This window comes from Bacillus sp. 2CMS4F (assembly GCF_023161785.1).
Lineage (GTDB): Bacteria > Bacillota > Bacilli > Bacillales > Bacillaceae > Bacillus > Bacillus halotolerans.
Genome location: NZ_JALNTO010000006.1, coordinates 196,436 through 221,706 on the forward strand (window position 1 = coordinate 196,436; position 25,271 = coordinate 221,706).

General features: G+C 43.2%; 18 protein-coding genes and 2 pseudogenes. 15 read left to right on the forward strand and 5 right to left on the reverse strand.

Annotated elements, in window-relative coordinates:
• Positions 1-95 precede the first annotated feature (95 nt).
• The 5 genes and pseudogenes from MTN95_RS11500 (at position 96) to MTN95_RS11520 (ending at position 5,828) form a co-directional block, all read left to right on the forward strand.
• Positions 96-548: a hypothetical protein gene (locus MTN95_RS11500; RefSeq protein WP_248338205.1), complete on the forward strand. Its 453-nt coding sequence runs from the start codon at positions 96-98 to the stop codon at positions 546-548.
• A 201-nt stretch (positions 549-749) separates the two neighbouring features.
• Positions 750-1,316 (forward strand): hydrolase, encoded by a 567-nt coding sequence (locus MTN95_RS11505; protein ID WP_044159675.1) that lies wholly within the window; start codon positions 750-752, stop codon positions 1,314-1,316.
• Complete coding sequence (locus tag MTN95_RS11510; RefSeq protein ID WP_248338206.1) at positions 1,313-2,674, forward strand: MFS transporter; 1,362 nt, start codon at positions 1,313-1,315, stop codon at positions 2,672-2,674. The genes MTN95_RS11505 and MTN95_RS11510 overlap by 4 nt, the downstream gene beginning before the upstream one ends.
• Positions 2,675-2,855: 181 nt before the next feature.
• A pseudogene (gene pucI, locus MTN95_RS11515) lies at positions 2,856-4,326 on the forward strand (allantoin permease).
• 95 nt (positions 4,327-4,421) lie between these two features.
• Positions 4,422-5,828 carry a right-handed parallel beta-helix repeat-containing protein gene (locus MTN95_RS11520; protein ID WP_248338207.1) on the forward strand — a complete coding sequence of 469 codons (1,407 nt, stop codon included), beginning with the start codon at positions 4,422-4,424 and terminating at the stop codon, positions 5,826-5,828.
• An 89-nt stretch (positions 5,829-5,917) separates the two neighbouring features.
• Here MTN95_RS11520 and MTN95_RS11525 read toward each other — a convergent pair whose 3' ends face one another.
• Both MTN95_RS11525 and MTN95_RS11530 read right to left on the reverse strand, forming a co-directional pair.
• Positions 5,918-7,114, reverse strand: coding sequence for an MFS transporter (locus MTN95_RS11525; protein ID WP_044159669.1), 1,197 nt, complete (start codon positions 7,112-7,114; stop codon positions 5,918-5,920).
• A gap of 20 nt (positions 7,115-7,134) precedes the next feature.
• The gene (locus MTN95_RS11530; RefSeq protein ID WP_044159667.1) at positions 7,135-7,548 is read right to left on the reverse strand and encodes a MarR family winged helix-turn-helix transcriptional regulator; all 414 of its coding nucleotides are present in this window, start codon (positions 7,546-7,548) and stop codon (positions 7,135-7,137) included.
• A 225-nt stretch (positions 7,549-7,773) separates the two neighbouring features.
• Between MTN95_RS11530 and MTN95_RS11535 the strand changes: the two genes are divergently transcribed.
• The 5 genes from MTN95_RS11535 (at position 7,774) to MTN95_RS11555 (ending at position 11,174) form a co-directional block, all read left to right on the forward strand.
• Positions 7,774-7,884 carry a protein usd gene (locus tag MTN95_RS11535; protein WP_082687840.1) on the forward strand — a complete coding sequence of 37 codons (111 nt, stop codon included), beginning with the start codon at positions 7,774-7,776 and terminating at the stop codon, positions 7,882-7,884.
• Positions 7,885-7,898: 14 nt separating this feature from the next.
• Entirely contained in the window at positions 7,899-8,180 is a 282-nt protein-coding gene (spoIIID, locus tag MTN95_RS11540; RefSeq protein WP_010332180.1) for a sporulation transcriptional regulator SpoIIID, read from the forward strand.
• Positions 8,181-8,358: 178 nt separating this feature from the next.
• Complete coding sequence (gene mbl / locus MTN95_RS11545; RefSeq protein ID WP_014115458.1) at positions 8,359-9,360, forward strand: cell shape-determining protein Mbl; 1,002 nt, start codon at positions 8,359-8,361, stop codon at positions 9,358-9,360.
• A gap of 159 nt (positions 9,361-9,519) precedes the next feature.
• Positions 9,520-10,332 (forward strand): flagellar hook-basal body complex protein FlhO, encoded by an 813-nt coding sequence (locus tag MTN95_RS11550; protein WP_105990828.1) that lies wholly within the window; start codon positions 9,520-9,522, stop codon positions 10,330-10,332.
• A 32-nt stretch (positions 10,333-10,364) separates the two neighbouring features.
• On the forward strand, positions 10,365-11,174 hold the full coding sequence (locus tag MTN95_RS11555) for a flagellar hook-basal body complex protein FlhP (protein ID WP_248338208.1): 810 nt from the start codon (positions 10,365-10,367) through the stop codon (positions 11,172-11,174).
• 21 nt (positions 11,175-11,195) lie between these two features.
• Here MTN95_RS11555 and rapD read toward each other — a convergent pair whose 3' ends face one another.
• Positions 11,196-12,260 (reverse strand): aspartate phosphatase RapD, encoded by a 1,065-nt coding sequence (gene rapD / locus MTN95_RS11560; RefSeq protein ID WP_213418070.1) that lies wholly within the window; start codon positions 12,258-12,260, stop codon positions 11,196-11,198.
• Between the two features lie 193 nt (positions 12,261-12,453).
• Between rapD and fabZ the strand changes: the two genes are divergently transcribed.
• Together fabZ and mscL are read left to right on the forward strand one after the other, a co-directional pair.
• The gene (gene fabZ / locus MTN95_RS11565; protein ID WP_105954081.1) at positions 12,454-12,879 is read left to right on the forward strand and encodes a 3-hydroxyacyl-ACP dehydratase FabZ; all 426 of its coding nucleotides are present in this window, start codon (positions 12,454-12,456) and stop codon (positions 12,877-12,879) included.
• A 72-nt stretch (positions 12,880-12,951) separates the two neighbouring features.
• Positions 12,952-13,344 carry a large conductance mechanosensitive channel protein MscL gene (gene mscL / locus MTN95_RS11570; protein WP_105954080.1) on the forward strand — a complete coding sequence of 131 codons (393 nt, stop codon included), beginning with the start codon at positions 12,952-12,954 and terminating at the stop codon, positions 13,342-13,344.
• Between the two features lie 56 nt (positions 13,345-13,400).
• Here the strand turns inward: mscL and MTN95_RS11575 are convergent, their stop codons facing one another.
• A complete protein-coding gene (locus MTN95_RS11575; protein WP_312842976.1) occupies positions 13,401-14,486 on the reverse strand; it encodes a response regulator in 1,086 nt (361 codons plus the stop codon).
• A 123-nt stretch (positions 14,487-14,609) separates the two neighbouring features.
• Positions 14,610-16,496, reverse strand: a pseudogene (locus tag MTN95_RS11580) (sensor histidine kinase); the annotation flags it as partial.
• Between the two features lie 177 nt (positions 16,497-16,673).
• Between MTN95_RS11580 and MTN95_RS11585 the strand changes: the two are divergent.
• From MTN95_RS11585 to MTN95_RS11595, 3 genes are all read left to right on the forward strand, one after another.
• The gene (locus MTN95_RS11585; RefSeq protein WP_248338209.1) at positions 16,674-17,750 is read left to right on the forward strand and encodes a response regulator; all 1,077 of its coding nucleotides are present in this window, start codon (positions 16,674-16,676) and stop codon (positions 17,748-17,750) included.
• 336 nt (positions 17,751-18,086) lie between these two features.
• Positions 18,087-24,350 carry a SpaA isopeptide-forming pilin-related protein gene (locus MTN95_RS11590; RefSeq protein WP_248338210.1) on the forward strand — a complete coding sequence of 2,088 codons (6,264 nt, stop codon included), beginning with the start codon at positions 18,087-18,089 and terminating at the stop codon, positions 24,348-24,350.
• A gap of 92 nt (positions 24,351-24,442) precedes the next feature.
• Entirely contained in the window at positions 24,443-25,102 is a 660-nt protein-coding gene (locus MTN95_RS11595; protein WP_248338211.1) for a class A sortase, read from the forward strand.
• The last annotated feature ends 169 nt before the right edge of the window (positions 25,103-25,271 follow it).

Here is a 25,271-nt window from a genome sequence, read left to right on the forward strand (position 1 = left end):
TGTTTTTATGAGAAAAAAGGGAATTGACAATAAATAGAATTATGTATAGTGTATTAAGTGTACTAGTTAATATAATACACTAAGGGGGATGCGATATGAATAAAGGCAGCAGGCTGCTGAGAGCGTTAAGAAAGTCCATTCCGGCGACATTCCGGTTGTTTTTGGCCTTTAATTTTGTTGTGTACGGCCTGGCGAAAGTGGTCATAGGGCAGTTTGGGGGAGTAACACCTGAAATTGCAGCTGCGGTGGGAAAGGGAAAGGGATTTACAATTGCGTGGACATTTTTTGGTTATTCTCATGTCTATGAAGTATTTATAGGCTTTGGAGAAATCATTGCTGCAGTTTTGCTGTTGATTCCAAGAACATCTGCGTTAGGCGCCGTTGTATTTATGCCGATTATTGTGAACATCGTCATGATTAACTATTGTTTTGATATTGGCGTGCAGGATCTCAGTACGATATTAATGATCATGTGTTTGATTCTGCTTTGGATTGACCGCCGCAAATTTATGGGCATGTTTAATCAGCAGCCGATTAACGGCAGGTAGGTGACGAAGCTATGACAACTTTTATGATCACAGTGCTTGCCGGTATGTTTGTATGCACCACCTTTTATTTTTATATAAAAGAAAAATCGTGAGTTAAGCGATTCTCCTGAGAATTTCACAAGCGTCTTGCAAGAATTCATGTGAAGTGAAGAGTAAAATATGGAATGCGAGAAACACTAACAGCATCAGGAGGAAACGCAAATGAACACACTTAACATTGATTTTCAAAACACAGCATTGGTTATCATTGATCTGCAAAAAGGAATCGTGCCAATAGATAAAAGCGGACAGGTTGTCCCGAATGCGAAAAAGCTTGTTGATGAATTCCGGAAACATAACGGCTTTATCAGCTTTGTGAATGTAGCCTTCCATGACGGAGCGGATGCGCTAAAGCCGGAAACGGATGAACAGGCGCAGGGAGGTTCAGGTGAAATGCCGGCGGATTGGGCGGAATTTGTTCCGGAAATCGGTGTGCAGGACGGAGATTACACAGTGACCAAACGCCAGTGGGGCGCATTTTTTGGCACGGACTTAGATTTGCAGCTGAGACGCCGCGGCATTGATACCATTGTACTGTGCGGCATTGCCACAAATATCGGAGTGGAAAGTACGGCTCGCGAGGCCTTTCAGCTTGGCTATCAGCAGATTTTTATTACTGACGCGATGTCCACGTTCAGTGAGGAAGAGCATGAAGCCACACTGCGTTTTATTTTTCCGAGAATCGGTAAATCGCGGACAACAGAAGAATTTTTATCACAAGTGAAATGAAAATATCAAAAAAGAGCCGTGCTGTCTTTTTAACGGCGGTAGCTTCAGGAACGATGCTGAATCCGTTGAACTCGTCTATGATTTCTCTGGCGCTCCACAGCATCCAGCATGAGTTTCACCTGTCATTTACAACGGTTTCCTGGCTGATCTCCTCGTTCTATTTGGCGAGTGCTGTGGCCCAGCCCGTGACGGGAAAGCTTGGCGATTTGATTGGGCGCAAAAGTTTGTTTTTATTCGGGCTTATTCTTGTGGCGGTTTCTGCCATCGGGGCGCCGTTTGCGCCAACCTTTATGACATTATTGGTCATGCGGCTGTTTCAATCGGTGGGGAGCAGTGCGATTTATCCGTCGGGAGTCGGGCTGATACGAAGTCACATACATGAGCGTCAGGCTTCAGCCTTGGCGGTGCTTTCTATATTTGCGTCTGCAATGACGGCGCTGGGGCCTACAGTTGGCGGCTTTTTGATTGTGTGGGGCGGCTGGCCGGCGATTTTTATCGTCAATCTGCCGTTTATTATCCTCAGCTTCCTATTGGGGATGTACATGTTCCCGAAGGATCAGAAAAAAGGGGTGGGGATCAGAGCGGTTATCCGGCAGCTTGATGTTCCGGGAATCCTTTTGTTTGCCGGAGGGATTATTTTGCTTTTGTCCTTTTTGCTTTCATTCAGCACATCCCCGCATGCGTCAGAAGGTGTGATTGGTATCATTCTGCTTGTCGCATTTATCTGGCGTGAGCTGAAAACGGATAAGCCGTTTATTGATGTCCGTTTGTTTAAAACGCAGCGAAGCCTGTCAGCGGTATACGTTCAGTTTATTTTACTCAATGTATTCTTCTACTGTTTATTTTTCGGCCTGCCGAGTTATTTTCAGGATGAAATGCATCTTTCTGTCCAAACGAGCGGTCTGTTTATGCTGTTCATGTCAGGAATGAGCATCGCTGTATCACCCATTACAGGCAAGTGGATTGACCGATCGGGAGTCATCAAGCCGATTTTGGCGGGGGCGCTTCTGATGACGGCCGGCGCTGTACTCTTAACGGTCTTTTTTATCAGCGTTCCGGTCATCGGGAAAGGCTTGATCCTGTCGCTGCTCGGCATCGGTTACGGACTTGGAAACGTGGCGCTTCAGGCGGCGATGCTGAAAACGAGCCCTTCAGACATGGTGGGAACGACCTCGGGCCTGTTCCAAACGTGCCGTTACCTCGGCTCAATTTTATCCTCTGTGATTCTGGGCCTCCTGTTCGGTAAAGAGATTACAGCGGCTCATTTTGATATCATGGGAATGATCCTTATTGCTGTAGGCGCATTGAGTCTCTTCATGGCTTTGAGATTCACGGCCTTAATGAAAACAAGATCATGAGAAAAGAGACAGATATGCGAGTCTGTCTCTTTTTCTTGTTTAGAATGCTCAAAAATGAATAAAAGGATTGTGTACCATAGCCAATGTATTTGTCTGACTCTTAAGTTATATTACGTAACATATGATGTTAGGAAACAATACATATAACGGAAGATAGACAATACTGAAAGGGGAGCCGGCTATGGAGTTAAAAGAGAGTCAGCAGCAATCAAACAGGCTGAGCAATGAGGATCTGCTGCCTTTAGGGCAGGAAAAACGCACTTGGAAAGCAATGAACTTTGCCTCGATTTGGATGGGGTGCATACATAATATACCGACCTACGCGACAGTGGGCGGATTAATTGCAATCGGGCTTTCACCGTGGCAGGTGATGGCGATCATTATTACGGCCTCGCTTATTTTGTTTGGCGCACTCGCCTTAAACGGGCATGCAGGGACAAAATACGGGCTGCCGTTTCCTGTGATTATCCGGGCTTCATATGGAATTTACGGCGCAAACATTCCGGCGCTTCTGAGGGCTTTTACGGCCATTATGTGGCTTGGCATTCAAACCTTTGCCGGAAGCACGGCGCTGAACATTTTGCTGTTAAATATGTGGCCCGGCTGGGGAGAGATTGGCGGGGAGTGGAATATTCTGGGTATCCACTTGTCTGGTTTCCTCTCTTTCGTATTCTTTTGGGCTGTGCATTTACTCGTATTGCATCACGGCATGGAATCGATTAAGCGTTTCGAGGTATGGGCAGGTCCTTTAGTATATGTGGTGTTTGGCGGCATGGTATGGTGGGCGGTCGATATAGCCGGAGGACTCGGGCCGATCTATTCGCAACCTGGAAAATTTCATACGTTTTCAGAAACATTTTGGCCGTTTGCTGCAGGGGTCACCGGCATTATCGGCATCTGGGCGACGTTAATTTTAAATATACCTGATTTTACACGGTTTGCTGAAACGCAAAAAGAGCAGATTAAAGGCCAGTTTTACGGCTTGCCGGGAACCTTCGCATTATTTGCGTTTGCCAGTATTACGGTGACCTCCGGTTCGCAGGTTGCTTTCGGCGAGCCAATTTGGGACGTGGTTGATATTTTGGCGAGATTTGATAATCCTTATGTCATCGTATTATCTGTGATTACACTCTGTATTGCCACCATATCAGTTAATGTCGCAGCAAACATCGTCTCTCCGGCTTATGATATTGCGAATGCTTTGCCGAAATATATTAATTTTAAACGAGGCAGCTTTATTACAGCCCTGCTCGCTTTATTTACGGTTCCGTGGAAGCTCATGGAGCGCAACCAGCGTTTATGCGTTTCTCGCTTTAATCGGCGGCATGCTCGGTCCGGTGGCGGGCGTCATGATGGCTGATTACTTTATTATTCGCAAGCAGGAGCTTTCGGTTGATGACCTTTATTCCGAAACCGGACGGTATGTGTATTTTAAAGGGTATAACTACCGGGCATTCGCAGCCACGCTTTTAGGCGCACTGATCTCATTAATCGGAATGTATGTCCCCGCATTAAAAGGCTTATATGACATCTCATGGTTTGTAGGTGTGCTGACATCATTTCTTGTCTATATTGCTCTGATGCGGATTCACCCGCCGGTATCATCGGCTATTGGAAAGTATGATTCTGGGCAGGTGCGTCGAGCCGAATAAGAACTTATGCAGGTGAAAGTTGAGATGGTTTTCCATAAATGGATAACTTATAATGATATAAGAAAATCCATACTAAATAGAAATGAGAATCCAATATGAAAATATTTTTTATTTCTGCGGCAGCCGTATTAACTGCTGTTATTATCGCTTTAACCTATGATAAGACGGCAGCAAATGAACAAGACTCAGTGAACTGCTTATATGTTTCTCCTGACGGCAATGATCAAAATGAAGGGACGAAAACAAAGCCATTTCGTACACTGGCGCATGCCGCTAAGGAAGCTGTTGCCGGAACAACCGTAATCATCCGGGGAGGCACGTATGATGAACCGCTTGATGTGAAGCATAGCGGCGCGGACGGGAAGCCTATCACGTTTCGAAACTATCAGGACGAGAAAGCAGTCATTACCGGGAAAACGATGACGAGTGCAGAATATGAAACGCCGTTAATCCGCATAGACAATAAACATTACATCACAATCAGCGGTTTAACGATTGAGAATCTCTCTGTTTCATCTGAAGAAGCAACCGCCATGGGAATTTATGTGACTGGGTCCAGCAGCCATATCACGATTAAGGATAATCATGTTCGGAATATCAAAACAACGGCGGATGAGGGCAATGCCCACGGAATTGCAGTTTATGGGACGGGAAGCATGAAAGACATTAAGATTACGGATAATACCGTTGAAAAGCTGACACTCGGAGCGAGTGAAGCGGTTGTGCTGAACGGAAACATTGACGGCTTTACGATTGCAGGCAATCTGGTCCGTGATAATAACAATATTGGCATCGATCTTATCGGATATGAAGGAACGGCAGATCAAAACGATTATGTTCGAAACGGCGTCGTAGAAAACAATACTGTCTATCATCATTCAACTTTCGGAAATCCCGCTTATGGAGATGAGTACTCAGCGGGCGGAATATATGTCGACGGAGGACGCCATATTGACATAAGGAAAAACACGGTTTACAGAAACGATATCGGTATTGAAGCAACCTCTGAGCACAAAGGAAAATATGCTGAGGATATAAACATTACCGACAACAAAGTGTACCAGAATGCGTACACGGGTATTTCAATCGGCGGATATGACAAAGAGCGTGGCGGCACCACCGGTTCTGTGATTGCTCACAACATTATTTTCCGCAACGATACAAAAGAGCTGTATGGCGGACAGCTATTGCTGCAGCACGATACAAAAAACAACGTAATAGAAAAGAACATCATGACGGCAAGTGATTCAAGGCTGTTTATTGCCAACGAATTTAAAGCCAATGAAGGAAATACAGTCAATCATAACGTTTACCATAAGGAAGCAGGTAAGGACGGCTTATGGATGTGGAAAAAGACTGAATACGACTCATTTTCATCTTATCAAAAAGCAACGAAAAATGATGTCGGTTCTATTTATGCAGATCCGATGTATCGTGACGAAGAGTCTTTTGATTTTACATTAGATCCGGATTCACCTGCGCGTCCGATTATTGAATCATGAAAGAAGCGGCATTCTATTCCGTTCAACGGAGCAGAATGCCGTTTTTTTCTGCAAAAAAAGACTGCCGCAAACTCCGGCAGTCTGACAAGCTATTCTGCAATCGACACTTTTCCTTCAGGTTCGGCTACAGCCGTTTTTTTCTGGCTCCATGCATAGAGGAGAAGAGAAATCAGAACGAATAGACCCGCTGTTAAGTAAATAGATGAGAAGCCAGCGGAAGCAACGAATAATCCGAACACATACGATCCAGCGGCAATTCCGCTGTCAAAGAACGTAAAGAACGTCGCTGTCGCAAATCCTGAACGGTGTGCCGGTGAATTTTGTATCGCCAGCGTTTGCATGCACGGCACGATTGAGCCGTATCCGAGCCCGATCACCGCTCCGGATAATAGCAGCATCCAGCTGCTGTGCGTAAAGGCAAGCATGCAAAGTCCGACAGAGAAAATCAGGATTGAAGGGTAAATCACAATCCCCGGTCCGACTTTGTCGAACAGCTTGCCTGTAAACGGACGCGCGACCATCATCGTAACGGCAAAGCATACAAAGAAATAGCCGCTGACATTTAATAGATCAATAGACTTAGCAAAAACGGACAAAAATGCCGTAACTGTTGAATAACAGAATGATATAAACAACCCTACAATCGCAATCTTAAGCGCGCCTTTTTCAAACATATCCGACAGAGAGAAGCGGAATACAGTCGTTCCGCTGCTGATGCTGTTTGGCACTTTAATGAGTAATGTAACAAACAGCCCGACAATCATAAACACTGCAAAAATTGTAAAGAAGACAGAGAAAGGCACAATTTTCACCAGGCTCAATCCGAGAAACGGACCGATAGCCATTGCGAGGTTCATAGACATGGCAAAGTATCCAAGCCCTTCGCCGCGGCGTTTAACTGGAATGATATCAGCTGCGATCGCGCCGGTTACAGTGGTTAAAATACTGAACCAGATTCCTTGGAAGAACCGCAATCCTAGCAGCAGATAGAAGTTATGGATTGGCAGGTAAAGAAAAGACGAAAGGGCAAAAATCGCCATCGATACAATCGCCATTCTCTTTTTCCCAAACCGTTCTATAATAGCTCCTGAAAAAGGACGTGTGAAAATGGCGGATAACAGGAACAGACTGATCAACAGCCCTCCCTGAGATTCAGTACCTCCCAGCTCCTGCATCATATAGATAGGCAGAACAGTTAAAAATGTATAAAAGAACACAAAAACAAACAAGTTCACGAGAACGACCATAATAAAATCTTTGGTCCAAATCGGTTCAGACTTTTTCAAATGTATGTCACTTCCTTATTTCATTGTTGTAAAAACAAACGAAATAAATGAGAAAATGCTTCTTTATCTTCATCACGGAAATCTGCAAGCAGTTCTTCCTCAAATTTAAGCATTTTCACATTGATTTCTTCGTATTTTTTCTCTGCTTCTTTTGTGAGGACAACGAGTTTTTCCCGTTTGTCTTCACCTTGCCGTCTCTGTACCCATCCGTTTTCTTCAAGGCGTTTGATCGTCCGGGTCACCGTTGGCGCTTCCACATTTAAATAGGACCAAATCTCCTTTTGAGTCATTGGTCCGATCGTACGCAAACAATATAAAATTGACCATTGAGATGAGTAAAGGCCGAATGGCTCCAGCTGTTCATTGGCTTTTTTGGCAATCAGGCGGGCGCTTTGGTTGATTTGATGAATGAGGTGTCTGTTGACGTAGGTCATTTCGGTCTCCTTCTAAAAAAAACTTACCTAAGTAACTAATTGCTTTTTTCATTTTACAGGAGCGATGAAAGGATGTAAAGATATAAATTTAGTGACGCGAAATAATTAGCGGAAGTTGAAAAGTTCGTTTCACCCCTTGTCCTTATTGAGTTTTTAGCATATTCCCACAAGAATGCTAATACACTGTTACAAACCTAACAAAGAGAGTGTTTGAGGTGAGGGATCGTGGGCATATTTCACAAACTTACTTTTAAAACCATACAACAAAGAAGCTGCATAATGAATGACTCTTTACAGAATACGGATCTCATTTCACACTTCTCACATCCATTTTAGGGAGGTCGAGTGGTGTGCACGATTACATCAAAGAGCGAACAATCAAGATAGGAAAGTACATCGTGGAGACAAAGAAAACCGTTCGTGTCATTGCGAAGGAATTTGGTGTTTCCAAAAGTACAGTACACAAGGATTTAACAGAGCGTCTGCCTGAAATCAATCCTGACTTGGCAAACGAAGTGAAAGAAATACTCGATTATCATAAATCCATCAGGCATTTAAGAGGAGGAGAAGCAACAAAACTCAAGTATAAAAAGGATGAAATTCTTGAAGGAGAGCCCGTTCGCCAGCCATAATCACTTAGGACAAATCAACTGCATTGTCTTCCGGAAATCGTTTGTAGATCATCCGCAAAAATTTGTAAAGAACTTAATGTGCTTCCAACTTTTTTTCTATATTTTATGATAATATATATAATTAGGGCACAATGTGGATATTTACTGTGAAACAGATTTTCAAGGAGGATATAAATAGATGTTTGCAAGGGATATTGGTATTGACCTCGGTACTGCAAATGTACTGATCCATGTTAAAGGTAAAGGAATTGTTCTGAATGAACCTTCCGTAGTTGCACTTGATAAAAACAGCGGCAAAGTGCTGGCGGTTGGCGAAGAGGCAAGACGAATGGTTGGACGTACACCTGGGAATATTGTTGCGATTCGCCCGCTGAAAGACGGAGTTATTGCTGACTTTGAAGTAACAGAAGCAATGCTGAAACATTTTATTAACAAGCTGAACGTAAAAGGCCTGTTCTCAAAACCGCGCATGCTTATTTGCTGCCCGACGAATATTACATCAGTTGAGCAAAAAGCAATCAAAGAAGCTGCTGAAAAAAGCGGCGGTAAACATGTGTACCTTGAAGAAGAACCGAAAGTTGCCGCTATTGGCGCGGGTATGGAAATATTCCAGCCGAGCGGTAACATGGTTGTAGACATCGGAGGCGGGACGACGGATATCGCAGTCATCTCAATGGGCGATATTGTCACCTCCTCTTCTATTAAAATGGCTGGGGACAAGTTTGACATGGAAATCTTAAATTACATCAAACGCGAGTACAAGCTGCTGATCGGCGAACGTACTGCGGAAGATATTAAGATTAAAGTCGCAACAGTTTTCCCAGACGCACGTCAAGAAGAAATTTCCATTCGCGGACGGGACATGGTTTCCGGTCTTCCAAGAACAATTACAGTAAACAGCAAAGAAGTAGAAGAAGCCCTTCGTGAATCTGTAGCTGTTATTGTGCAGGCAGCGAAACAAGTGCTTGAAAGAACACCGCCTGAACTGTCCGCTGATATCATTGACCGCGGCGTTATCATTACCGGCGGAGGCGCGCTCTTAAACGGCCTCGACCAGCTGCTCGCTGAAGAGCTGAAGGTTCCGGTGCTTGTCGCTGAAAATCCAATGGATTGTGTGGCGGTCGGCACAGGTGTTATGCTTGATAATATGGACAAGCTTCCTAAACGCAAACTAAGCTGATCACTCAAACCTCATTCTGAAAAAGAATGGGGTTTTTTTATGAAAACTCTTCACGAATTGATGAGAAATGCCGATAATAGGATAAAATACTTATTTGTATTATAGAACGAATGTTCCTACATGACAACTGGAAAAAATGCCATTTTAGAGGTGGAAAACTTGTTAAAAGGATTATATACCGCAACATCCGCAATGATTGCCCAGCAGCGCAGAACGGAAATGCTTTCAAATAATATCGCAAACGCAAATACATCCGGATATAAAGCAGAACAAGGCTCGATGCGTGCGTTCCCTGAGATGCTTCTCAGCAGAATTGAAGCAAAATCTCCGGCCGGCACATCGAAAACAGAAATCGGTTCCGTTAATACCGGTGTATATATGCAGGAGCTTAAGCCTCTTTTCACACAGGGAAGCCTTAAGTCGACGGATCAGCCTACAGACATCACATTGATTGAACATCAAGTTCCGGTAAATGCAGAAACAAATGAAAATGCGGCCCTTTTTTATCCGGTTCAAACGGCGAATGGTGTCCGTTATTCCAAAAGCAGCACGTTTTCTTTAAATGAGAACAATCAGCTGACAATCAACGGAAATACCATTTTATCAACGACAGGACAGCCGATTACGGTCGATAATGAAAATTTCACTGTGTCTGAAAACGGTACTGTTACTGCGAATGGACGGACAGCCGGACAGATTGATGTCAGAATGGCAGAGGACGTCAGAAATCTGAAAAAAGATGGCAATGATTTGTACAGCACGGCTGACGGAAATGACCTGCCGAGTGCGGCTGGCAATAACCAAGTATCCTATTCATTAAAACAAGGCGTTTCTGAGCTTTCGAATGTTGATGTAACGAGCGCCTATACAGAAATGACTGAAGCGTACAGATCGTTTGAAGCAAACCAAAAGGTCATTCAAGCGTATGACAAAAGTATGGACAAAGCAGCCAATGAAATCGGAAAAATATAAGATAACGGAAGAAAAAACGGGGGACATCAACTATGCTCAGGTCAATGCTAACGGCATCAACAACCTTAAACCAGCTGCAGCAGCAGATTGACACAATCAGCAGCAACCTTTCCAACAGCAACACAACCGGCTATAAGGCTAAGGATACGAATTTCTCTGAGCTCGTCAGACAGCAATTCGATCAGGTTGATGAAAAAAATGAAGAAGTGGCACAATCCCGAAAAACGCCGCCCGGCTTGCGCCTTGGCGTCGGAGCGATGATGAATTCACGGCTCGTATCCGATCAAGGAAGCATTAAGAAGACGGAGCGCGATCTGGATATCGCTTTTACGTCTCCTTACCAATACCTCCAGGTTAACGTGAATGGCAATCGCCAATATACGAGGGACGGAGCGCTTTATTTATCGCCTTCCGCTGATAATGCCAACCAGCTTCAGCTCGTGACAGGCAACGGTCATCCCGTGCTTGATGAAAACGGCAATACAGTAAACATAGACAGCTCAATGAAAAAAATCACGATCAATGAAAACGGGACCTTAACCGCATCTAACGGGAATACGGTGCAGCGGTTTAATCTCGGGGTTGTCCAAGTGAACAATCCTCAAGAGCTGAAATTCGAAGGAAATAATCTTTTCTCCATTGATAATGCGGCAGCCTTTGAAGAGCTGAATGGCGCAAACAGACAAAACATCGGCATGGAGCAGGGTGCACTTGAGATGTCAAATGTGGATATTTCTAAGCAAATGACAGATTTGATTGCGTCTCAGCGTTCTTATCAGCTGAACAGCAGAACGATCACAATGGGTGATCAGATGCTTGGTTTGATTAATTCTGTCAGATAATAGAAAGATGGGCGTTTTCAATCAGCCGCGCATAATAAAAAAGGCGGCTTTTTCGAAATCGTCCTTTTTTTTATAGTATTCCGTGATGTCCTCCAAAAGCACCTCTAAATCCACCCAAGCTTCGATTTTTTCTAATTCAAGCACATATTCAAGCAAGGTATCATAAGGATCTTCAGCAGACGTGTAGAGCGCTTCAAGTGTTTTTAGTTTCAATTGAATTGTTTGAATGTTTACCTTTTCAGATAATTCTTTCCCTTTTTGCAAAACCGCTTTTCCTTCTGAGATCTTTTCTGTTTTAAAAAGGGCTCTGACGGATTCATACACGCAGTGCAGATAGGATACTGGAGAATTGGTTTCAAATTCATGATTCTTCAATACCTTTTTAAAGTAGAGAAGCGCTTCATGGTCCTTCTTTTCGGTTGCTTTTAAAAAGCCCAAATTATAGTAAGCGTGGCACAGCAGATTATCGTCATTTACTTGCTGGGTTTTCCTGATGATTTCTTTGAAAAGCTGTTCAGCCTCATCATAGCGCTCTTGATCAATATAGTTTACAGCGAGGAGCAGTTTGCAGCTGATCACCTTTTTGACATAGCCGAATTGATGCAAGTAGATATTTAATGCTTTTTCAACATATTGGATGGAAAGCGGCGGTGATTTCATCAAGTAATAGGCGCCGGCGGTTTGATAATAAAAGTCAGCGGCTTCAAATGCGTTTTGAATCGCGTGCAGATACTGCTCAGCTTTCTTAAAACCATTCACCGCATGCTTCGGAGCGGTTTTGACCATTTCATATAACCCTGAGAAAAAATGCAGATAATATTTCAATTCATCATCCATTTTGTCTTCCTGTTCATATAACTCATGGAATAATGAATCCATCCCGTCCTGGTTTTCAAAAAGGAGCTGGTGGCGTGCGAAGAACAATTGATAACGCATCCAAAGTTTTGTGTTCTTTTTCAGTTTCGGAAGGTGCTGGTCGATTTTCTCTTTAAGTGCTGCTGCGTCATCCATTTTACGTTTGCCAATAGCGGTGTACCACTCGTCTAACATTTTTTGAATTCTTTTCTCAATAAACTTCGAAATCATTTTCCTACCTCTTTGCTAATGGTAAAATCTATAATTATCATATCACAACTTTTGACGGCTCTCATTGACAGTTGGTTACACTTTAGGCGTCGGTTGAAAAAGAGGTTAATTCATAATATACTTTTCAAATGTACAGATTAGATCATACATGATTGCTATACATACTAACGCAGATGAAGGAGATGTCAAGAGAATGCTTGATACTCAGCAAATTAAAGAAATTATTCCTCACCGCTATCCGTTTTTGCTCGTAGATCGGATTACGGAAGTTGAAGAGGGCAAACGGGCGAAAGGCTATAAAAATGTAACTGCTAATGAAGAGTTCTTTAACGGACATTTTCCACAGTATCCGGTAATGCCCGGCGTATTAATTGTAGAAGCGCTTGCTCAAGTCGGGGCTGTTGCGATGCTGATTAAAGAAGAAAACCGCGGCAGATTGGCTTTCTTTGCCGGCATTGACAATTGCCGGTTTAAAAAACAAGTGAAACCTGGTGACCAGCTTCACCTTGAGGTTGAAATCACACGTGCGCGCGGTACAATCGGGCGCGGAAAAGGCGTGGCTCAAGTTGACGGCGAAGTGGTTTGCGAAGTTGAACTGACTTTTGCCCTCGGCGAGTAAGTGAAAAGAGACAGATGGGCAGCGGCACATTTGTCTTTTTTTCTTTCAAAACAAAAAAAAGCAGGTGATTGTATGTGGAAAGAGTTTAAGACCTTTGCCATGCGCGGGAACATTGTTGACCTTGCGATTGGTGTTGTAATAGGGGGCGCGTTCGGTAAGATCGTCACATCGCTCGTTAATGATATCATTATGCCTTTAGTTGGCTTGCTTCTGGGCGGGCTTGATTTTTCGGGGCTGTCCTTTACATTCGGTGATGCGGTCGTCAAATATGGCAGCTTCATTCAAACCATTGTAAATTTCTTAATCATATCGTTCTCTATTTTTATTGTGATTCGGACTTTGAATCAGTTGAAGCGCAAGAAAGAAGCGGAAGAAGAGGCTGAGGCGGAAGCGGCGGATGCGCAAGAAGAGCTGCTGAAAGAAATCAGAGACCTGCTGAAGCAGCAAATAAAATCGCCGGAATAAAAAAAGACTGCCGTTTAAAACGGCGGTCTTTTTGTTTGGAAAGGGAGAGTTCTCTTTCAGGTCAGTTCTGGACCCTTCACTTCGTTTAATGTTTCGTGGCTTTCTATTGTTTCAGCAAGATGAATAAGCATCGAAACAGAGGTGCCGACATCCGGGGTGCTTTTGATCTTCAATTCACTTCCGCAAAAATGTTTCAGCCGCTGGTTGATATTTTTTAATCCGACGCTGCGATCGAAATCGGAGGATAGGAGATCTTCTCGTTGTTCCGGAGGCATACCGACGCCGTTGTCCTCTACTCTAATGTAATACTCATTCCCGCTTTGTTTTTTAACTGTCAGCTTGACCCATCCACCGCCTCTTTTCTTGCTGACGCCATGATGAACTGCATTCTCCACCAATGGCTGAATCATTAAAGGCGGAAGGATGAAGTCAATGTCTTTGTCTATATCGAAAAGAATGTCCAGCCGATTGCCGAAGCGCGTCTTTTCTATGGAGAGATAGGAATTGATAATAGAAAGCTCGTTTCTGAATGAACTGATGGCTGATGTATTTTGGAAATCAAAACTCATTCTTAAATAGTTGGTGAATTCAGCTGTTATCTCTCGCGCTTTTTCAATATCCAAATGACTGAGCGAAATAATTGTGTTTAATACATTGTAAAGAAAATGAGGCTTAATTTGCGACTGGAGAAAAGCCATCTCCATTCTTGTGGCTTGATTTGCTGTATGCTTCATCATAATCAGGTTTTTGATACGCGCCATAAATTCAGAGTAATGATAAGGTTTTTGCAAAATGTCATTCGCTCCGGAATGAAAAGCCTTGTATTTGTCATGGCCGATAATGGCTGCTGTAATGATGAGAACCGGAAGATCGACCATACTGAATCGTTCACGAATTCTCGTACAGACTTCGAAACCAGTCATATCCGGCATCATCAAGTCCAGAATCACTAAATCAAGCTTCGTGCAAGAAACCACTTCTAATGCTTCCGTTCCGTTTTTTGCAGCAATTACATTGTAGGGGACACCTTCAAGCATATCGCTTAAAATTTTTAAACTGTCAATGTTATCATCCACAATCAGAATGGTTGGAGCGTCAATTTTCTCAGAGTAATAGGGCGTGCTTAAAGAGATACCTGACATCTCTAGCCCGGACTGTAATTCTGGAAGACTTGTTTTGGTTTCGGGCACAGATTCATGATGGACAACGGGCAATGTGAAATGGAACGCCGAACCTTTTCCCTCTTCTGATTCAACCCAAATGTCTCCGTTTTGGAGCTGGACCAGCTGTTTGACAATACTAAGGCCAAGACCGGCTCCGTCGTCTTTATTCGTTTCTGCTTGCTGAAAAGACTCAAAAATGGTTTGGCGATCGGCTTTGGAAATGCCGCTTCCGGTATCGGTAACTGTCACCTTGATCATGTTATCGTTCAGCTTTGAAGCAGAAAGTGTGATTTGACCCTCCGCTGTATACTTGATTGCATTGTCTACTAAATTGGTCAATATTTGACGAAAACGGTTTTCATCTGTGAGCACTAAAGGAAGATCATCTGGAATAACATTCTTAATATTTAAGTTTTTATGTCTTGATAAGAGATTGTAGAAATTCATTTCCGAACAAACTAAAGTATAAATATCAACAGGAACCGGGTGAATCTGAAGCATGCCTTGCTTTATTTTTTCTAAATCCAGGATGTCATTTACCAGATTGGACAGCCTATAACCCATGCGGATAACAAGCTGCATGTTTTCTTTCTCTTCTTCTATCGTTCTTTTCCCTTTCCCGGCCAGCAACGTTTGGCATATATTAATAATGCTGTTCAGCGGTGTTTTAAATTCATGCGATGTCTTCGCTATAAACTCATCCTTCAGCCGGTCAACCCTGAGTAATTTCCACGACAGCACTTCATTTTCGCGGAATGCACCGGCAAACTGCTGTGCCATTAGAAGAACAATCGCCAGCAACGCAATGACTGTCGGCAAAGAGTAGATCGAATTAAAAGAAAAAGCCGTTTTTCCTGTGTAAGCGGAGATGGTCGTTAAAATGACAAAAGCACTCATTGATATAGAAGCGATTGTCAGATACAGGCTTCCTTCCATTTTGCGGATCGCTGCGATCGTAAAAATATATGTGATATAAACCAGGGTCGAAACGGCTAGCACAGAATGTAATATGTATGAGGAGTGGCCGATAAACCCAACGGTTAAAAAATCTATGATCAAGACCAGCCCGCAAGAAACAGTGGCTATGAGAATAAAACGTTTTGACACAATCTCTCTGTAAGCAAAATAGAGATAGAGAAAGACCGCTATACTGACAAACACAGTTGAGATTGCCCTCATTGAATTTAACAATGAAAATGAAATGGACGGAAAGAGGAGGAATATAATCCGCTCTTTTCCGATCATCAGAATAATGAATGAAAACAGAAGGCACATAACAGAAAAAAACAGCAAATGTTTATCCTTTTTTCTTTGCAGGTAAAAGCCCAGAAAATATAATCCGGTAATGAAAAATGCCGTAATCATGACCGTATCATTAAGAAAGGAAATTTTATTTTCACGCACTATTTGGTCCTGGATTCCAAAGGTAATCGGCTTTGCGATTCCCCACCCCGGCGTTTTTCCGAAGTTCGAAAACTGTACGACAAGTTCATTATCGCCCTTGTGAAGCGAAAAAAAGCTCGTATACGGTCTGTTTTGTGCTGTAAAATCAGGCTTATTTGAGGGGCTGCCGCTTTGCCCTATGGTTTGTCCATTAAAATAGATGCGATTTGCACTGTAAATAAACGACGTGCTGATCCCGAAAACCTGATTGTCTAGCTTTGATCTGATCGTCAGCTTGTACGTTCCGTAATCCACGTTGATACCTTGCTTGGCCAGCTTCACATTACTGGGGACATCAACGAAGAGGGGATCTTTTCCTTTTGCTGAAGCAATCTCTTTTGGCGATAAAATCTGATTTGGATATAATGTCCACTTTCCGTTCAGCTGTATATTCCCATCCTTCTGAAAATCCCAGTTCTCCAAGTTCATGACCCCATGCTTTGCTTCAGGAAGTGTTGATCCAGTAAAATGATCAATCGCTATAAAAGCCATAAAAAAAGCGGCATAACCGAAAATAATCGAAATGAAAATGAATTTTTCTTTCATATCAATGCTCCTTTATAATAGGATCATTCTACATTCCTATTTTTTATAAATATTGTAAATGTAAACTTTCAAAAGCTACAATAGAAAGAAAAAGAATCCAATTAAAGGGGCTATTTGGCATGATATAATAGAAGTTATTTACTAATATCTTGATTCTACATATAGGGGGGATGTTTTGTGAAAGCGTTAATTGTTGATGATGAGCACCTGGCATTGCTTCACTTTAAAAATTTGCTTGAACGGACAAACGCCTTTCAATCGATTATGGCGTATCAAGATCCGATTGAAGCTCTGGAGTCACCTGAGGTTGCTGCTGTAGATGCGGTGTTTCTTGATATTGAAATGCCGGGGGTAAATGGCATTGAACTTGCTGAAGCGATTCAATCATTGAATGAGAACATCCAAGTCGTTTTTATCACGGCCTATAATGAGTTTGCTATTAAGGCGTTTGAGATTAATGCTATCGATTATTTGCTAAAGCCTGTTATTTACAAGCGGCTCGAAACAACTGTTGAGCGAATCAAAACGAATAACATGCTTAAAGCATCTGTAGAAAATAACGAGGCGCATTATTTGATCCAATGTTTTGGAAACCTGCAGTTTCATCAGATTTTAAAAGGTGTCAAAACAAACATTTCCGTCAAGTGGAGAACATCTAAAGCACGCGAAATATACACCTTTTTACTTCATAACCAAGGGCGTGTAGTCAGTAAAGACTCATTAATCGATCTGTTTTGGCCTCATTATGATGTCACAAAAGCAAGCACCCAACTCTACTCTACCATATATCAGATACGGAAAGTAATCAGCCAAATCCCTTTCAGCCAAACAATCGAGAAGACCGAAACAGGGTATATTCTACGGCTCTCAGGCGCAAAAATCGATGTTGTGGAATGGGAACAGTCACTAAAAGAGGCGCCCTCGCTAAATACAGCTACATTACATCTGCACATGGATATGTTCATGTCCTATCAAAATCATTACCTGACGGAGCACGGATATCTGTGGGCAGAACCGGAAAAGGCGCGTCTTGCCCAGCTTTGGCTTGGAAAGGCTTATGAACTGATCGATTATCTCATTCGTGAAAGGAACGATCATCAAGCGATGGACATCTGCCTGCAGGCAGAGAAAATTGAGCCTTTCGATCATAACATTATGCAATTTAAGCTGAAGCTATTTAACAAAAACGGGAAAATAGAAGAGGCGATAAAAGAATATCAGCGCTACAAACAAATAAAGGATCAGATTAATTAAAAAATGTTCATAACAAAAAGCGTATCCAGCCAGTGTGCCCTATCAATGCACACTGGCTGGATACGCTTTTTGTACATGTCATCCTCAGGGCAGTCCCTCTCCATATGTCTCCGCTTGAAACTTCAAATCTCACATTCACTTGAATCATACATGATGTTTTAGTTGTACAGAATTTGTATAGTTTCATTTCATACAATGTAGTTTGGTTCGGATGGCAAATCTTAGTTGTTACACTCATTCGGCATGAACAGTTATTTTTGGGGATGAGACATGAGTTATGGTCTCGCGGATCAATCGGCAAGTGAAAAATAGATATGAAAAGGGAGGAATGAAAAGTTGAGAAGTAGGAGCTTTCCCTCAGGGCTGAAAAAAAGCGGGCGGATCGTTATGATCATCGGTCTGGCCATCTTATTCTTTTTCAGCCAGATTGCCAGCTATACTCTTACAGCGGAGGCTGTGGGCGTATCGTCAAACGACAGCCAATTCTTCGATTCGGTGACGGTCAAAGACGTCAATCATCAGGTAGTTGACGGGTCAAAAGGAAACGAACCGGCATTAAAGCCGGGGGATGAAGTGACACTGACATATGAATGGTCATTGAAAAAGGATAAAGAAGCTGACAGCGAACAGGATATCCATGTGGAGATACCTGAAAGCTTTACATTTGATAAAGGTGCAGAAGGTGAGATCAAATCTGCTGATCAGGTCATCGGCAGCTATCAAGTGCCGGCGGGCAGCAGCACCATGACGGTGAAATTAATAACTGCATCCGCGGATTCTCCGAATGCCAAGGGGACCATTACACTGCCAGCCGCGTTTACGGCAGATGTAAAAGACGATGAACATACAGCAGCAGCCCTTTTTCAACTAGGGGGAGGCAAAACCCAGCAGGTGATTATCCCTATCAAGAAAGATGAGATACCAGACGCCGAGGCGGAAGAGCCAAAAAACGACTCTTCTGATACTGCGGGAGATCAGAAAGGGACAGATGACAAATCTGCGCCTTCAGTCAGCAAGGATCAAAAAGAAGAGGAACCAAAACCATCGGCAGACTCTAAGAGCAGTGATTCTCCTAAGAGCGATGATTCAAAAAACGTGTCATCCTCAAGTCAATCAGCTTTCAAAAGCTTGCAAACTGAAGAAAAACAAATCACGCAACATATTTTAACCGGCGTGACATTGACGGATGAAAACGGAAAGCCATATGACAAGGGCAATCGCGCCGATACGAATTCTTCGGTGAAAATTTCAATTGATTGGGCCATTCCTGATGATTTGGGAAAAACAATCAATGCCGGCGATAAATATGAATTTGATTTGCCTAAAGAATTTATTATGCATAATGACATTTTGAACCTGCCGTTAAGCGCCGGAGACACCACCTACGGGACATTTTCTATTGATACGAACGGACATGTGGTGATGACATTTAACGGCGAGGTAAAAGAAAGTTCTAATGTCAAAGGCACATTGGTTATCAATACACAGTTCAACGAGAAAAAAATAACGGGTTCGACAACACAAAAGATTCCATTCCCTGTGAGTTCCGATACTCCTGAAACAACAGTTTATTTTAAACCAAATGTGAGTAAAACCATTGACAAATCAGGTGCACTGGATAAAGGCATCAACCCCGGTAAAGTAACATGGACGGTCGATGTCAATAAAAAGTTGGATCAAGTCAAAAATGCCAAACTCACGGAAAGCCTTCCAGAGGGCTTAATCTACCGTTCAGTTAAAGTGTATGAACTCAATGTGAACATTGATGGGTCTGTCAGCAAAGGAAATGAAGTTTCTTCCGGTTACAGCGTTGATTCAAAAGGAAATGTCACATTTGACGGGACAATCGATTCAGCCTACCGCCTTGTATATGAAACTGACATTGATAATAGTGCGAAGCCGAGTGAAGGTGGAAATCTAACGCTGACGAACAAGGCAGCATTCAGCGGAGATGACCTGGAACCCATCTCTGCCGAAGCCACTGTTGCAGCCAAATATGGAAAAATGATCGCGAAATCATCAACAGGATATGATGGAGAATCTCAAACATTCAGCTGGGCTCTTTCATACAACTACGGTGAGAAACAGATCGATCAATCCAAGGCCAGCATTAAGGATTCTTTTGGAACTGGCGATTTGCACCTCGTAAAAGATTCTTTGAAGGTTATTCCTATTGCCTTTGGACAGAACGGGAGCGAGCAAGCGGGAACGCCTTTAAAGGAAGGCGAGGACTACACGCTGACCGATAATGGAAGCGGATTTGAAATCAAATTTAATAAAACCGTTACCAGCGCTTACAAAATCACATATCAAACAAAGGTCAACAGCGGAGTCATCATTGATAAATCGACAACGTACACCAATAGCGTGGTGACCGGAACAGGGGATTCAAAAGAAGCTTCTGGCATAGCCATTCAGCAGAATCTCATCAAAGGATATTCAAACGTTGATTATGAGAAGAAGACGGTTGATTGGACGATCACAGTTAATAAAAACCGCTATACAATGAACAATTGGACTTTAGATGATCAATTCGACAGCGGCGGTCTGGCATTAATTGACGGGTCATTCAAGATTCAAGACACAACCAATAACAAAACATTGCAGGAAGGCAAAGACTACAATTTCACAAAGAAACCGGATCATAAAGGCTTTACTTTGGCATTGATCGGGGATTACAAAAAAACAGACAGTCAGTTTAAGATCATTTATACGACAACTTTCAATGCCGATTATTCTAACGAAAGTGTTAAGAATACAGCTCAGTCGACATGGACTGATCAAAACGGCAATGAGCGCACGAATAAGGTATCAAGCGGTTTTACGCCGAATCATCAGACTTCAAATAATGGTTTCAAAAACGGTTCATACAACGCAGTTTCAAAGGAAATCACGTGGAAAATCGGCGTCAATTATAATGGCGAGCCGATGAAAAACCCTTATATAAAAGATGCCATAACAGATCCTCAGCAATTTGTGCCGGGTTCCGTTGTGGTAAAGAGCTATACGATCAATAAAAACGGCTCCATCACAGAAGGAGACGCGCTTGACCCTTCCAAGTATGATGTCGAAGAGCCTTCAGAGAAAAATGAACGCACTCTGACGGTACACCTTAAAACAGGCGATTCTGTACCATATCTGATTGAGTTTAAGACATCACTCAAGGGGCAGGTCATTGATCAGAACCAGTACACAAACAAGGCAACATACTATAATGACGGTTATGCAGACCGCACGTTGACGGGTTCTGTTTCAGTTGTGAACGGAGGAAACCTGGTTTTCAAAGGCGGCAAACAAAATGGCAGCTACATTGATTGGAATATCAACGTCAACTCCAGCCAATCAACGCTGGATGACGTGAAAGTTACTGACACGCCAGATGATAATCAAATACTAGATGCAGATTCTTTTAAAGTATATCAAGCAAAATATGATGAAAACGGTGTGGTCAAAGACAGCAGCGGAAATCTGACCGCGGGCGATGTCGAGCTCCAAAAAGACAAAGACTACACGGTAGACATCAAAACCGACAATACAACAGGTGAACAATCGTTTGTCCTGCAATTCATAGGCAGCTATAAGCAAATTGACCGTGCCTATGTGATCAAATACCGGTCTCTGATTAACATAGCCGGCACGAACGGGCACGTTAAAAATAAGGTGTCCATTTCTGGGACAAATGTGAAAGAGCAGACCCAAGAAACCAGCAGCTCGATCTTTGTTGCCATTTCAAGCGGCGACGGTTCCGGATCTGGAGAAAAAGGAAGCCTGACGATTTTAAAGACAGGAGAGGACGATAAAGCTCTTGGAGGAGCAGAGTTTCAGTTATGGTCTGAAGACGCCAAGCAGCTCCTGCGCAATGGCACAACAGGTGCCGATGGTAAGCTTACATTCGGAAATATTCGCTACGGCTCTTACGTATTAAAAGAAGTAAAAGCGCCTGACGGATATACCATCGGCGATGCTTATGCAAAAGGAGTCTCTGTTAAGATAGACAGCAACTCATCCAAGACAGGAGCGCTGTACAAAGTCGTAAATCAACAGAACAAGGTGACGCTTATCAAAAAAGACGAACAAAAAAATCCTTTAGCTGGTGCTGTTTTCAAGCTGGAGAAAAAGGCGGGCAACGGCACCTATACTTTGGTAGAAACGGATATCAAAAGCGATAAAAACGGAAAAATCGAAATGAATGGTTTGCCGGCGGGCTATTACCGCCTGACAGAAACGAAAGCCCCTGCTGGCTTTATCGTGAATACGAAGGCGATTCATTTCTCAATCGCAAAGAATGATAAGAATCAAGTGTCTGACGTAGAATTGGGAGAAATGGTCAATTATCAAGGAAGGGCCTATTTAGCGAAGAAAGATGCCGCAGGACAGAAACTTGAAGGAGCCGTCTTCAAGATTATCGATGACGAAGGCCGTACAGTTCAAGAAGAGCTGACTTCGAATAAAGACGGAAAAGTAGAGGCATCAGGCCTTGCGCCGGGACGATACGCCTTTGTCGAAACGAAAGCCCCGAACGGATATGTATTAAACACCGAGAAACGAGAATTTATCATTTCTGAATCAGCAGTAGGAAAGCCGGAATCAACTGATGCCGGGATAGCCGTTAACTATAAAGGCTCCGCTCAGCTGGTGAAGGAGAATGCCGAAGGGCAGAAACTTGAAGGAGCCGTTTTCAAGATTGTCGATGACGAGGGCCATACGGTTCAAGAAGAGCTGACCTCGGATAAAGACGGAAAGATCATAGCTTCAGGCCTCGCACCGGGACGATACGCTTTTGTTGAAACGAAAGCGCCTGAGGGTTATGTACTGAACACGGAGAGAAAAGAGTTCACCATCTCTGAATCAACAGAAGGAAAGCCGGAATCAGCAGATGCCGGGATAGCCGTTAACGATAAAGGCTCCGTTCAGCTGGTGAAGGAAGATGCCAAAGGGCAGAAACTTGAAGGGGCCGTTTTCAAGATTGTCGATGACGAGGGCCATACAGTTCAAGAAGAGCTGACCTCGGATAAAGACGGAAAGATCATAGCTTCAGGCCTCGCACCAGGACGTTACGCTTTTGTTGAAACGAAAGCGCCTGAGGGTTATGTACTGAACACGGAGAGAAAAGAGTTCACCATCTCTGAATCAACAGAAGGAAAGCCGGAATCAGCAGATGCCGGGATAGCCGTTAACGATAAAGGCTCCGTTCAGCTGGTGAAGGAAGATGCCAAAGGGCAGAAACTTGAAGGGGCCGTTTTCAAGATTGTCGATGACGAGGGCCATACGGTTCAAGAAGAGCTGACCTCGGATAAAGACGGAAAGATCATAGCTTCAGGCCTCGCACCAGGACGTTACGCTTTTGTTGAAACGAAAGCGCCTGAGGGTTATGTACTGAACACGGAGAGAAAAGAGTTCACCATCTCCGAATCAGCAGAAGGAAAGCCGGAATCAGCAGATGCCGGGATAGCCGTTAACTATAAAGGCTCCGTTCAACTGACGAAAGTAGATCAAGACGAAAAAGGATTAGCGGGTGCAGTTTTCAAAATTGTTGATCACAACGGAAACACAGTAAAAGCTGACCTTGTCTCAAAAGAAGGCGGTAAAATTGAGGTTGCAGGTTTGGCTCCGGGAAGTTATCAATTTGTTGAAAAACAGGCGCCAGACGGCTATCTCCTATCCGAAAGCCCGGTGCCGTTCACGATTCAGGCTGAACATGGCGGCCAACCAGAACAAGTTGAAGTAACAGCTGTCAACACCGAGAACCGTGTCGTTCTCACAAAAGTGGATCAACATGATAAAGAGAAAGTTCTTCAAGGAGCGGAGTTTAATCTGACTGATGCCAACGGCAAAGTTCTGAAATCCGGCCTGACAACTGATGACAAGGGACAGATTACCGTACACGGTCTTAAAGCAGGCAAGTATCAGTTTGTCGAAACAAAAGCGCCAGTGAATTACAGTTTGGATAAAACGCCAATACCGTTCAAGATCACCAATACTGAAACAAAGCCAGTCGAAATCACCGCGGAGAATATACTGACACCAGGCGACGTGAAACTGACAAAAGTGGATCAAGACGATAAAAAAGCCGTTTTAGAGGGTGCTGAATTCAAGTTATTGGACGCCAACGGCAAGCCTGTAACAACTGATGGTAACGGCAAAGGAATCTCCAAATTATGGAAAACAAATCAAAATGGACAATTCACTATTAAAGGCCTTGCGCCGGGGCGCTACCAGCTTATCGAAACGAAGGCGCCCGATGGCTATAAACTGGATGACACACCAATTGGATTCACCATTGAAAAAGGACAGTCAAAACCTGTTGAGGTTATCGCCTCTAATCAAAAATTAAAAACGCCAACGCCGAGCAATGATACACCGGATAAAAACGTGAAGGGAGATGGACAGCATCCAAAAACCGATGGTACAGATGGTCATGTGAAAACAGACAATTCACATCCAAAAGCCGATGATACAGCTGGCCACACAAAAACAGACAATTCTCTTCCAAAAACCGGTGATACAGACAGTACGGTGCCGGTTATGATCGGCATTCTTCTGCTCTTAGCAGGCGGAACTTTGGCACATGTCTCAAGAAAGAAACAAAGAAAGGCATAAATGTGATGGCACCTGATCATTGAAGATTAGATCAGGTGCTTTTTTAACAGATCATCCCTCATAGCATGACGCATAAGAAAGGAATGGACTGCATGTATAAAAAGATAATCATTGCGGTGTTTATTCTTTCCGGCCTGCTGCTTATCTTTTCTCCTTTCATAAAAGGAAGTCTCATCGCTTACCTTAGCAAAAACCAGTATGAGTCGGAATTGACTGTGAAGCAGCTGCAAGAAAATAATGAGGAAGAAGCAGAATTTGATTTCGATTCCATACAGCCGCCCACGCTATCGGAAGCTATAAAGGCGGGCTTCGATCGGGATCCGAAGACAATAATCGGCAGGATCACCATTGAAAGTGTGGATCTGGAGCTCCCCATATTAAAAGGCACCACCAATGAAAACCTGTTGATCGGAGCGGCAACAATGCGCCCGGATCAGAAAATGGGCGAGGGAAACTATCCATTGGCAGGCCATCACCTGAAGCAGAAGAACCTTTTATTCGGACCTCTGGCCAACATAAAAAAAGGCGCCAAAATTGTGATCACAGATTTCAAAAAAGATTATATTTACTCTGTGACATCAATAAAAATGATTTCTCAAATAGATGCAGATGTGATTCAGGATACAAAAGAAAAGGAAATTACATTAATCACATGCGACAAAGCTGTGGAAACCGAAGGGCGTCTCGCAGTGAAAGGAAATTTGATTGAGACTGTCGGTCATACAAATGACAAATCGATTAGCGGAATGTGATGATGTGTGTGTATGAGCAATTTTCCAAAACCGCTTCAAATCATTCTTTTGATTACAGGAGAATAAAAAAAGACTGCCTTATGAAAAGGCAGTCAGGCTGTCGAGAAAATCTCGACAGCCTTTATTTTTTCTTAAAATATCCATTCTCATGTAATAAAATAAAAGAAAG

What these genes read in the sequence shown, in the direction of transcription:
- fabZ (WP_105954081.1), top strand. Translation starts at nt 12,454, where the DNA reads ATGCTTGATACTCAGCAAATTAAAGAAATTATTCCTCACCGCTATCCG.
- MTN95_RS11505 (WP_044159675.1), top strand. Translation starts at nt 750, where the DNA reads ATGAACACACTTAACATTGATTTTCAAAACACAGCATTGGTTATCATT.
- mscL (WP_105954080.1), top strand. Translation starts at nt 12,952, where the DNA reads ATGTGGAAAGAGTTTAAGACCTTTGCCATGCGCGGGAACATTGTTGAC.
- MTN95_RS11595 (WP_248338211.1), top strand. Translation starts at nt 24,443, where the DNA reads ATGTATAAAAAGATAATCATTGCGGTGTTTATTCTTTCCGGCCTGCTG.
- MTN95_RS11555 (WP_248338208.1), top strand. Translation starts at nt 10,365, where the DNA reads ATGCTCAGGTCAATGCTAACGGCATCAACAACCTTAAACCAGCTGCAG.
- rapD (WP_213418070.1), bottom strand. Translation starts at nt 12,260, where the DNA reads ATGATTTCGAAGTTTATTGAGAAAAGAATTCAAAAAATGTTAGACGAG.
- MTN95_RS11500 (WP_248338205.1), top strand. Translation starts at nt 96, where the DNA reads ATGAATAAAGGCAGCAGGCTGCTGAGAGCGTTAAGAAAGTCCATTCCG.
- MTN95_RS11575 (WP_312842976.1), bottom strand. Translation starts at nt 14,486, where the DNA reads ATGTCAGGTATCTCTTTAAGCACGCCCTATTACTCTGAGAAAATTGAC.
- mbl (WP_014115458.1), top strand. Translation starts at nt 8,359, where the DNA reads ATGTTTGCAAGGGATATTGGTATTGACCTCGGTACTGCAAATGTACTG.
- MTN95_RS11520 (WP_248338207.1), top strand. Translation starts at nt 4,422, where the DNA reads ATGAAAATATTTTTTATTTCTGCGGCAGCCGTATTAACTGCTGTTATT.
- MTN95_RS11530 (WP_044159667.1), bottom strand. Translation starts at nt 7,548, where the DNA reads ATGACCTACGTCAACAGACACCTCATTCATCAAATCAACCAAAGCGCC.
- MTN95_RS11510 (WP_248338206.1), top strand. Translation starts at nt 1,313, where the DNA reads ATGAAAATATCAAAAAAGAGCCGTGCTGTCTTTTTAACGGCGGTAGCT.